Annotated in this window: 9 protein-coding genes; 7 read left to right on the plus strand and 2 right to left on the minus strand. The window is 67.3% G+C overall.

Features of this window, described 5'->3' with window-relative positions; all coding sequences use genetic code 11:
- Positions 1-10: 10 nt before the first annotated feature.
- From bamA to lpxB, 7 genes are all read left to right on the plus strand, one after another.
- Positions 11-2,455, plus strand: a complete 2,445-nt coding sequence (gene bamA, locus Q8R27_RS08540; protein WP_305698615.1) for an outer membrane protein assembly factor BamA — start codon at positions 11-13, stop codon at positions 2,453-2,455.
- Positions 2,456-2,457: 2 nt separating this feature from the next.
- The gene (locus Q8R27_RS08545) at positions 2,458-3,102 is read left to right on the plus strand and encodes an OmpH family outer membrane protein (protein WP_305698616.1); all 645 of its coding nucleotides are present in this window, start codon (positions 2,458-2,460) and stop codon (positions 3,100-3,102) included.
- 89 nt (positions 3,103-3,191) lie between these two features.
- On the plus strand, positions 3,192-4,214 hold the full coding sequence (gene lpxD, locus Q8R27_RS08550; RefSeq protein ID WP_305698617.1) for a UDP-3-O-(3-hydroxymyristoyl)glucosamine N-acyltransferase: 1,023 nt from the start codon (positions 3,192-3,194) through the stop codon (positions 4,212-4,214).
- Complete coding sequence (fabZ, locus tag Q8R27_RS08555) at positions 4,211-4,684, plus strand: 3-hydroxyacyl-ACP dehydratase FabZ (RefSeq protein ID WP_305593993.1); 474 nt, start codon at positions 4,211-4,213, stop codon at positions 4,682-4,684. The genes lpxD and fabZ overlap by 4 nt, the downstream gene beginning before the upstream one ends.
- Positions 4,681-5,478: an acyl-ACP--UDP-N-acetylglucosamine O-acyltransferase gene (gene lpxA / locus Q8R27_RS08560; RefSeq protein WP_305698618.1), complete on the plus strand. Its 798-nt coding sequence runs from the start codon at positions 4,681-4,683 to the stop codon at positions 5,476-5,478. The genes fabZ and lpxA overlap by 4 nt, the downstream gene beginning before the upstream one ends.
- Before the next feature lie 3 nt (positions 5,479-5,481).
- On the plus strand, positions 5,482-6,321 hold the full coding sequence (locus Q8R27_RS08565; RefSeq protein ID WP_305593989.1) for an LpxI family protein: 840 nt from the start codon (positions 5,482-5,484) through the stop codon (positions 6,319-6,321).
- On the plus strand, positions 6,318-7,490 hold the full coding sequence (gene lpxB, locus Q8R27_RS08570) for a lipid-A-disaccharide synthase (protein ID WP_305698619.1): 1,173 nt from the start codon (positions 6,318-6,320) through the stop codon (positions 7,488-7,490). Before Q8R27_RS08565 ends, lpxB begins: the two co-directional genes overlap by 4 nt.
- 25 nt (positions 7,491-7,515) lie before the next feature.
- Here the strand turns inward: lpxB and gltA are convergent, their stop codons facing one another.
- Positions 7,516-8,799, minus strand: a complete 1,284-nt coding sequence (gene gltA, locus Q8R27_RS08575) for a citrate synthase (RefSeq protein ID WP_305698620.1) — start codon at positions 8,797-8,799, stop codon at positions 7,516-7,518.
- 54 nt (positions 8,800-8,853) lie between these two features.
- Positions 8,854-10,269 carry a glutamate--tRNA ligase gene (gltX, locus tag Q8R27_RS08580; protein WP_371134670.1) on the minus strand — a complete coding sequence of 472 codons (1,416 nt, stop codon included), beginning with the start codon at positions 10,267-10,269 and terminating at the stop codon, positions 8,854-8,856.
- Positions 10,270-10,305 lie beyond the last annotated feature (36 nt).

A 10,305-nucleotide genomic window follows, 5' to 3' on the forward strand; every position in this document is an offset into this window, starting at 1 on the left:
GGCTTAATTCATGCAAAGACCCCGCGCCCGCCGCGCCGCGCTCGCCACAGGCCTTGCGTTGCTGCTCGGCTCGACCGCACTCACCGCGCCAGAGTTGGCGCTGGCGCAGGCTGCGCCGGCCGCACCGGCTCCGCCGCCTGCCGCACCGACTCCGCCTGCCGTTGCGGATTCGCCTGCGCCTGTGGCGGCCGATCAGCGCGTGGCGACGATCCAGCGGATCATCGTGCGTGGAAACGAGCGCATCGAGCCTGCCACGGTGATCTCCTATCTGCCGATCCAGGTCGGCGAGACCGTCGATCCAGAACGGATCGACCTGGCGCTGAAGGCGCTATTCCGCACGGACCTGTTCTCCGATGTGAAGATCGACGTCGAAGGCGCCGGCGACCTGATCATCCGGGTGGTCGAGAACCCGATCATCAATCGGGTCCTGTTCGAAGGGAATCAGGGCCTGAAGGAAGACAAGATCCGCGACGAGGTGCAGGTGCGCCCGCGCGGTATCTTCACCCGCGCCAAGGCCCAGGCGGACGTGCAGCGGATCGTCGAGCTCTATCGTCGCTCTGGTCGGGTGTCGGCCAATGTGACGCCGCAGATCATCGAGCTGCCGCAAAAGCGGGTCGACCTGATCTTCAAGATCGACGAGGGCGCCAAGAGCGGCGTGCTGCGCATCAACTTCCTGGGCAACCACGGCTTTTCGGACAACGACCTGCGTGACGTCGTGGTCACCAAGCAGAGCTCGTTGACCAAGATCTTTTCCAGCAACACCAATTACGACCCCGACCGGCTGGAGTACGACAAGGAGCAGCTGCGCAAGCATTACCGCAACCGCGGCTACTATGATTTCCGCGTGGCCTCCGCGGTGGCGGAGCTCGCCACCGACAAGAACGGCTTCGTCATCACCTACACGCTGGACGAAGGTCCGGAGTACAAGTTCGGCAAGGTCGAGGTGACCACCGAGCTGCAGAAGCTCGACACCAACCTGCTGAAGCAGCTCGTGCCGATCCGCGAGGGCGAGCTTTACCAGGACGAGAAGATCGAACAGGCGACCGACGCCTTGACCTTCGCGGCTGGCGCGGCCGGCTTCGCCTTCGTCGACGTGCGTCCGCGCTACACGGCGAACCGCGAGACCAAGCGGATCGACGTCAGCTTCCAGGTCAACGAGGGACCGCGCGTCTATGTCGACCGCATCGACGTGGTCGGCAACACCCGCACCCTGGACTACGTGATCCGTCGCGAGATGAACGTCACCGAGGGCGACGCCTACAACCGCCCGCTGGTCGACCGTTCGCGCAATCAGATCCGCGCCTTGGGCTTCTTCAAGGACGTCACCATCGAGGAGACGCCAGGATCGGCGCCCGACCGGACCGGGCTGCAGGTGCGGGTCGAGGAGCAGCCCACCGGCGAGCTCTCGTTCAGCGCCGGCTTCAGTTCCGTCGACCAGCTCGTGCTGGACCTGGGCATCAGCGAGCGCAACTTCCGAGGCCGTGGCCAGGATGTGCGGGCGCGGGTGTCCGTGGGCTCGCTGCGCCAGCAGGTGGACTTCTCGTTCACCGAGCCGCGCTTCCTGCAGCGCGACCTCTCGGCTGGCGCTGACGCCTACTACTACAAGTACGACCTGACCGACTATTCGGCCTATGCGACCACGACCATCGGGGCGGGACTGCGGCTGAACTTCCCGCTGACCCTGAATTCCCGCGGCTCGCTGCGCTACACGCTTCGTCAGGACGACGTGCAGATCGACGACTTCCTGTGCGACCCGACCTTGCCGATCGTCTCGCTGTCGCTTTGCGCGCAGCGCGGGTCGTTCCTAACCTCGTTGGTGGGCTATTCGTATCGCTGGGATCGCCGCAACGATCCGATCAACCCGACGCGCGGCTTCTACACCCAGGTGAGCCAGGATTTCGCCGGCATCGGCGGCGACGTGAACTACGTCCGCAGCGAGATGGAGGGCGGCTGGTATCACGGGTTCACGAAGGACTTCATCCTCAGCGTAACCGGCTCCGGCGGCTACATCGGCGGGTGGAGCGGGGACACGGTCCGGGTCAATGACCGCTTCTACAAGGGCGGCACCAGCTTCCGCGGTTTCGAGACGGCCGGCCTCGGCCCGCGCGACACCAACTTCGGGCGTAGCGACGCGCTGGGCGGCAAGGCCTATGCGATCGGCTCCGTTGAGCTGACGATCCCGACCTTCGTTCCCGAGCAGTACGGGATCAAGGCGGCCGTGTTCTCCGACTTCGGCTCGCTGGGCCTGCTCGACGATCGCGACAAGCTGACCTTGGGCGGTTTGCCTGATCCGCTGATCGCCGACGACTTCGCCCTTCGCGCCACGGCCGGCCTGAGCATCTTCTGGAAGTCTCCGATGGGTCCGATCCGCTTGGACTTCAGCCAAGTTTTGGCCAAAGAGCCTTACGACAAGACCGAAACCTTCCGGTTCTCCACCTCAACCAGGTTCCAATAATCATGAACTTCAACACCTTCGCCGTCTCGGCGTGCGCCGTTACATTGAGCCTCACCACCGCGAGCGTCGCGCTCGCGCAGGCCGCGGCGCCAGCGCGCCCCGCCGCGGCTCCCGCCGCCGCACCTGCGGTTACCCACGGCCCGGCGCTGGCCAACGTCTGCGTGGTCTCGATCGAAGCGGCCATCGGCGGCTCGACAGTCGGCAAGTACGTCGACACGCGCATGCAACAGATCGTCGCCCAAGTGAACGCCGAACTCGGCGCCGAAAAGACCACGATCGACAACGAAGCGAAGACGCTCGACGGCCAACGCACCACGCTCGACCAGAGCGCGCTCGAGAAGCGCGCCTCGGACCTGCAAGTCCGCGCCAACGCCCTGCAACGCAAGGCCCAGCAGCGCGACCGCGAGGTCTCGGCCACCGAGCAGAAGGCCATCGCTCGCGTCGGTCAGGAACTGGAGCCGCTGATCCGTCAGATCTACCAGCAGCGTCAGTGCTCGCTGCTGCTGCAGCGCTCGGCCGTGGTGATCGCCAATCCGGCGATGGACGTGACTCCGCAGGTCGTTGCTGCGCTCAACGCCAAGATCACTCAGTTCGCCTTCGACCGCGAACGCCTCGACCAGGCCCAGCCCGCCGCCGGCGCACGCTGATTTCCCCGGGCGGTGGCCGAAGGAGGTCGCCGCCTTGCCTTGTCTCGGCTTGAGGGCGTCTTGTAGGCGCATCCAGCTCGTGGGGACTCATGCCTGATCCGCGCTTCTACGACGCCCTTGGCCCGCTCACGATGGCCGAGCTCGCGAAGGCCGTTGGCGCGGTGCTCACCGATCCCACGGCCGGCGAGCGCACGGTCGACGGCGTCGCCGTGCTGGGTTCCGCCGATCCTCGAACGGTGACCTTCCTGGCCCATCGTCGACATCTGCTGGAGCTTCAGGACGCGCGCGCCGGGGCCTGCTTCATCGACGCCCAGTACGCAGATCAGGCGCCCCCCGGATGCGTGGCCCTGGTGACGCGCGCGCCGCAGGCGGCCTATGCGCGCGCCGCCCAACTGCTGCATCGGGCGCGCAGCGCTGAGCCGGGGGCGACGATCGCCGCGGACGTGATCCTGGAGGACGGCGTGGTGCTGGCCGCCGGGGTCGTCCTCGGCCCGGGCGTGCGCGTCGGGCGTGGCACGACGATCGGGGCGGGGGCGGTGATCGGCGCGGGCGTCACCATCGGCCGCGACTGCCAGATCGCGGCTCGTGCGGTGATCGGCTTCTGCCTGATGGGCGATCGGGTGCGTATCCATTCGGGCGCCGTGATCGGCGATCCCGGCTTCGGCGCGGCGGCTGGCGCGGAAGGCCTGATCGACATCCCCCAGCTCGGCCGCGTTATCATTCAGGACGGCGTTTCGGTGGGCGCGAACAGCTGCATCGACCGCGGCGCGTTCGAGGACACGGTGATCGGCGAGAACACCAAGATCGACAACCTTGTACAGATCGCCCACAACGTGCGCATAGGGCGCAACTGCGCCATGGCCGCGCACACCGGAATCTCCGGCAGCGTGGTGATCGGCGACGGCGTCCAGTTCGGCGGCCGAGCCGGGGTGGCGGATCACGTACTCATCGGCGACGGCGCTCGCATCGCGGCGGCCTCGGGCGTGATGAAGGACGTTCCGGCCGGTGAAACCTGGGGCGGCTCGCCCGCGCGTCCGTTGCGGCGCTGGATGCGCGAGAGCGCCTGGGTCTCCCGGATGGCCATCCGCCGAAGCGAGGGAGCGGGTGAATGAGCCGTAAGGCGCCGGTCGTCGACAATCCGACCGAGATCGACATCACGGAAGTCCTGAAGCGAATCCCGCATCGCTATCCCTTCCTGCTGGTCGATCGGGCGGAGGACTATCAGCCGCACAAGTCGATTGTCGGCATCAAGAGCGTGACGATCAACGAACCGTTCTTCATCGGCCACTTCCCGGACTATCCGGTGATGCCGGGCGTGCTGATCGTCGAGGCGCTGGCCCAGACGGGCGCCGTGCTGATGTCGAAGTCGCTGAATGTCGATGTGGCGGGCAAGACCATCTTCTTCGTCTCGCTGGACAATTGCCGCTTCCGCAATCCCGTGCGGCCCGGCCACACGCTGCGCCTGGTCGTCGAGGTCCTGCGTGCGCGCGGAGACCTGTTCAAATTCCGCGGCCAGGCGATGGTCGGCGACAAGATCGCCGCGGAGGCGGAATTCGCAGCCATGGTGGTGGAGACCCAGTGAGCGTCGACGTCCATCCCACCGCCATCGTCGCGCCGGGCGCCGAGCTCGCGGACGGGGTTTCGATCGGTCCTTTTTCGATCGTCGGCGAGAACGTGCGCATAGGCGCGCGCAGTCGTCTGCTGGCCCACGTCGTGGTCGAGGGCCACACGCGGATCGGCGAGGACTGCATGGTCCGCAACTTCACCAATCTGGGCGGCCCGCCACACCACAACGGTTATCGCGGCGAGCCCACCGAACTGATTATCGGCGACCGCAACCGGATCTGGGAGCATGTGACCATGCACATCGGCACCGTCGACGGCGCCGGGCGCACCGTGGTCGGCGACGACGGCATGTACATGGCCAGCAGCCATGTCGGGCACGACTGCCTGGTGGGCGACAATGTGATCCTCGCCCACTCGGGCACGCTGGGCGGGCATGTGCGGGTCGGCGACTTCGTGATGGTCAGCGGCCTGGCCGCCGTCCACCAGCATTGCCGCATCGGCCGCTATTCGTTCATCGGTGGACTGGCGGCGGTGACCAAGGATGTGATCCCCTACGGCATGGTGTGGGGCAACCACGCCCACCTGGAGGGGCTGAACCTGGTCGGTCTGAAGCGGCGCAACTTCTCGCGCGAGACGGTCTCGGAACTGCGCACCGCCTATCGGTCGCTGTTCGCCGACGAAGGCACCTTCCAGGAGCGGATCGACGACGCCGAGCGCGCCTTTGGACACAGCGCGCCGGTCATGGAGATCATCGACTTCATCCGCGAGGACGCCACGCGTCCTCTCTGCCTGCCAGAACGCGAGGAGTAGCCCATGCGCAAGCTCGGACTGATCGCCGGCGGCGGAGGACTGCCGGTGGAGATCGCAGAACACTGCGAACAGGCGGGTCGCCCGCTGTTCGTCATGCGCCTGAAGGGTTTCGCAGGTCCCGCGCTGGCCGAGTATCCGGGCGCGGACGTGGGCCTGGCCGAGTTCGGTAAGTGCTTCGAGGGCCTGCGGCGCGCCGGCGTGGAAAGCGTTTGCATGGCCGGCGCCGTGAGCCGCCCGGACTTCCGCGACCTGAAGCCTGACTGGCGCGGGCTGATGTACCTGCCAGGCGCGATCGCCGCAGCGCGCAAGGGCGATGACGCCCTGCTGCGCTTCGTGGTCGGCGCTTTCGAGAAGGAAGGTTTCGCCGTCGAGGGCGCCCACCAGGTGATGGACGACCTGACCCTGGGCGCTGGCCCGCTGGGCGCCGTCGTTCCCGACGAGGCCCAGTTGCTGGACGCCCAGCGCGCCCTGCACGTGGCGCGTGAAGTGGGACGGATGGACGTCGGTCAGGGGTGTGTGGTCTGCGACGGCCTGGTGCTGGCTGTCGAGGCCCAAGAGGGCACCGACGCGATGCTGGCGCGCGTCGCCCAACTACCGCCTGCGATCCGGGGAGGCCCAGGCGCTGCGCGAGGCGTGCTGGCCAAGGCTCCCAAGCCCGCGCAGGAGGCCCGCGTCGATCTGCCAACCATCGGGCTCGGCACCGTCCAGGCGGCCGCCCGTGCGGGGTTGGCGGGCGTCGTGGGCGAGGCGGGGCATCTGCTGGTGCTGGACCGCGAAGAGGTCATCGCACTGGCTGACGAGCTTGGCGTGTTCATCTTCGGCGTGGAGCCGCTGAGCGCGTGAGCTCGCCGCTCTGCGTGATGCTGGTCGCCGCCGAGGCGTCCGGCGATGATCGCGGCGCGGGCCTCGCCAATGCGCTGCGGGCGCGGTTGGGCGATCAGGTCCGCTTCGTGGGCGTCGGCGGCGCGCGAATGGCGCAGGCCGGGGTACGCAGTCCCTTTGACATCGCCGAACTGTCGATCCTCGGCGTGTTCGAGGGCGTGCTCGCCTATCGGCGCATCATACGGCGCGTGCGCGAAACCGTGGCGCTCGCCAGAGCCGAACGCCCTGACGTGGTGGTGCTGATCGATTCCTGGGGCTTCACCCTGCGGGTGGCCCAAGGCCTGCGCCGCGCCGAACCGAAGCTACCGCTGATCAAGTACGTGGGGCCGCAGGTGTGGGCCTGGCGAGCGGGCAGGGCGCGCACCCTGGCTGGCGTCGTCGATCACCTGCTGAGCATCAACGCTTTCGACGCCCCGTATTTCGAGCGGGAAGGCCTCGCAGTGACGTTCGTAGGCAACTCCGCCCTGGCTCTGGATTTCTCCGGCGCAGACCCCGAGCGACTACGCCGCGAGATCGGCGCGGCGCCTGGCGACCCGGTCCTGCTGGTCCTGCCGGGTAGCCGCCCGGGAGAGATCGCGCGGGTCACGCCGGCGTTCGAAGACGCGGTGAATATCCTCAAGGCGCGGCGACCGGACCTGCACGTGCTGGTGGCCGCCGCCTCCACCGTGGCTGATGAGGTGAAGGCGCGTGTCGCCGGCTGGCCGCATCGCGCCCACGTGGTCGAAGGCGAACAGGCCAAGCGTGACGCCATGCGTGCGGCCGATCTGGCGCTCGCCTGCAGCGGCACGGTGACCACGGAGCTGGCTCTGGCGGGATGCCCGATGGTGGTCGGCTACCGGTTGGGCCCGATGACCCATGCCGTCCTGAAGCGACTGATCAGGACGCCCTACATCAGCCTGTTCAACATCGCTGCGGGGGCGTTCGCGGCGCCGGAGTTCGTCCAGGACGAATGTACGGGAGAAAAGCTGGCCGCAGCGCTGGAGGCCAGACTGGCCGATCCGGACCTGCGTCGCCGTCAGGTCGACGCCCAGTTCAAGGCGCTGGACGCCATGGGCCGGGGCGGCCCCGATCCATCGGAAGCCGCCGCCGATGCTGTGCTGAAGCTGCTCGCCGAACGCCGCGCCGCCTGAGCGGCGCGGACGCTGGATTCGAGCCTTATCCGCGCTTGTGGACGGGCGTGAACGCGCGCTGCGGTTCGCCGGTGTAGATCTGCCGCGGACGGCCGATCTTCTGCGACGGGTCCTCGATCATTTCCTTCCACTGCGCGATCCAGCCGACGGTGCGCGCCACCGCGAACAGCACGGTGAACATCTCCGCCGGGAAGCCCAGGGCGCGCAGGGTGATGCCGGAGTAGAAGTCGACGTTCGGGTACAGCTTGCGCTCGACGAAATACTCGTCGCTCAGCGCGATGCGCTCCAGCTCCATCGCCACCTTGAGCAACGGATCGTCGGCGTTGCCGACTTCCGCCAGCACCTCGTGGCAGGTCTTCTGCATGACCTTCGCGCGGGGATCGTAGTTTTTGTAGACCCGGTGACCGAAGCCCATCAGGCGGTAGCGGCGATCCTTCACCCCCTGGACGTACTCGGGGATGCGATCGACGGTGCCGATCTCCTTGAGCATGTTCAGCGCTTCTTCGTTGGCGCCGCCGTGCGCCGGGCCCCACAGGCAGGCGATGCCGGCCGCGATGCAGGCGAAGGGATTGGCGCCCGAGGAGCCGGCCAGCCGCACCGTCGAGGTGGAGGCGTTCTGCTCGTGGTCGGCGTGGAGGATGAAGATCCGGTCCATGGCCCGCGTCAGCACGGGGTTGGGCTTCCAGTCCTCCGCCGGCACCGAGAAGCACATGCGCAGGAAGTTCTCGGCGTAGGACAGATCGTTGCGAGGATGCACGAACGGCTGGCCCTGGGAGTATTTGAACGCCCGTGCGGCGATCGTCGGCATCTTGGCGATCAGACGGTGCGACGAGATCATCCGTTGGGACGGATCATCGACGTTGGTGCTGTCGTGATAGAAGGCGGAAAGCGCGCCGACCGCGCCGACCATGATCGCCATCGGGTGGGCGTCGCGGCGGAAGCCCTGGACGAACCGGTCGAACTGCTCGTGCAGCATCGTGTGGTAGGTGATCGTATGTTCGAAGTCGGCCGCCTCGGGCCCCTTCGGCAGCTCGCCATGCAGCAGCAGGTAGCAGGTCTCGAGGAAGTTGGAGTTCTCGGCCAGTTCGTCGATCGGGTAGCCGCGGTGAAGCAATACGCCCGCGTCGCCGTCGATGTAGGTGATCTTGCTTTCGCAACTGGCCGTCGAGGTGAAGCCGGGGTCGTACGTGAAGACATCGGTCTCGGCGTACAGCTTGCGCACGTCGACCACGTCCGGGCCGAGGGTGCCGTGAAGCACCGGGAGTTCCACCGTTTTTCCGCCTAGGTCCAGCTTCGCCGTGTCGCCCATGCCATCCCCTCTCGAGATGAGAAATTAACGTCTCTTTGTCGCGCTTATAGCGCGTTAGGCCCGTGGGGAAAGCGCATCGTCGATCCGCGCCAGGCTTTCGGTCCGACCAAGCGCGCTAAGCGCGCCGGCGAGGTCAGGGGCAGGCGATCCGCCCGATAATGTGGCGCGCAGCGCAGGCCCGAATTTTCCGATCCCAACGCCCTCGGCTTCGGCGAAGGCGCGGATCGCGGGCTCGAGGTGCGCGGGTTCCCATTCGGCGACGCCGGTCAGCGCGGTGGCCAGCCGGCCAAGACGCGCACGGGTCTCGTCGTTGAGCATGGCGAGCGCCTTCTCCGGCAATTCCAGCGGCCGGCGATGCAAGACGAAAGCGGTCAGGTCGGCGAGTTCCAGCAGCGTCTTGGCGCCGTCACGCACCAGCGGCACTGTCCGTTGCAGCGTTTCGCGATCCTCTGCGCTCAAGGTCAGGCCTCGGCCCTCATGCAGCGTGGCCACCATGCTGCTCAGGCGCACGACCTCGGCTTGGCGGATGTAGTGGTTGTTGATGTGGTTGAGTTTCGCCCAGTCCAGACGAGCCGGCGCGCTGACCACGTCGGCGACGTCGAACCAGGAGATCGCCTGCTCGTCGGAGAAGATCTCGTCGTCGCCGTGGCCCCAGCCCAACCGCGCCAGGTAGTTGCGCATGGCCTCCGGGAGGTAGCCCATCTCGGCGAACTCGCCCACCGCCTGGGCCCCGTGGCGCTTCGAAAGCTTTGATCCATCGGGGCCATGGATCATCGGCAGATGCGCCCACACCGGCGTCTCCCAACCGAGGCCATGGTAGATCAGGGTCTGGCGCGCGGCGTTGTTCTGGGGGTCGTCGCCACGGATCACCTGGGTGATCCCCATGTCGTGGTCGTCGACGCCCACGGCCAGGTTGTAGGTGGGCGCGCCGTCGGAACGCAGCAGGATTAGGTCATCTAGCTCGCGGTTGCGGAACGTCACCGGCCCCTTGACCAGGTCCTGCACGATCGTCTCGCCCTCGGCCGGACCCCTGAAACGGATCACGTGGGGCCGGTTGTCGCCGGGCTCTGCGGCCCGTTCCCGCCAGGGAGAGCGGATAGCGCGCCCCTCCGCGCGGGCCTTTTCTCGTTCGGCTGTAACCTCGTCGACAGTCATGTAGCAGCGGTAGGCCGCGCCGCGCTCCAGCAGGTCATCGACCGCTTGGCGATGCAGGTCGGCGCGGGCGGCCTGGAACACCGCCGGGCTGTCGGGCTCGAGCCCCAGCCACGCCAGGCCGTCGAAAATCACCTGGACGGCGTCTTGGGTTGACCGCTCGCGATCGGTGTCTTCGATGCGCAGCAGGAATTTGCCGCCGGTGTGGCGCGCATACAGCCAGTTGAACAACGCCGTTCGCGCAGTGCCAATGTGCATGGAGCCGGTGGGCGAGGGGGCGATACGGGTGACGACGGGACGGTCGGGCATCGAACTCAGGGATGAGGATGAGGCGCCGGGCGGAATAGCCGAAGC

The sequence above is a fragment of the Phenylobacterium sp. genome (genome assembly GCF_030697305.1).
Lineage (GTDB): Bacteria > Pseudomonadota > Alphaproteobacteria > Caulobacterales > Caulobacteraceae > Phenylobacterium.

Excerpts from the sequence above, each read along its gene's own strand:
- gltA (WP_305698620.1), bottom strand. The coding sequence starts at position 8,799 with ATGGGCGACACGGCGAAGCTGGACCTAGGCGGAAAAACGGTGGAACTC.
- Q8R27_RS08565 (WP_305593989.1), top strand. The coding sequence starts at position 5,482 with ATGCGCAAGCTCGGACTGATCGCCGGCGGCGGAGGACTGCCGGTGGAG.
- Q8R27_RS08545 (WP_305698616.1), top strand. The coding sequence starts at position 2,458 with ATGAACTTCAACACCTTCGCCGTCTCGGCGTGCGCCGTTACATTGAGC.
- lpxD (WP_305698617.1), top strand. The coding sequence starts at position 3,192 with ATGCCTGATCCGCGCTTCTACGACGCCCTTGGCCCGCTCACGATGGCC.
- fabZ (WP_305593993.1), top strand. The coding sequence starts at position 4,211 with ATGAGCCGTAAGGCGCCGGTCGTCGACAATCCGACCGAGATCGACATC.
- bamA (WP_305698615.1), top strand. The coding sequence starts at position 11 with ATGCAAAGACCCCGCGCCCGCCGCGCCGCGCTCGCCACAGGCCTTGCG.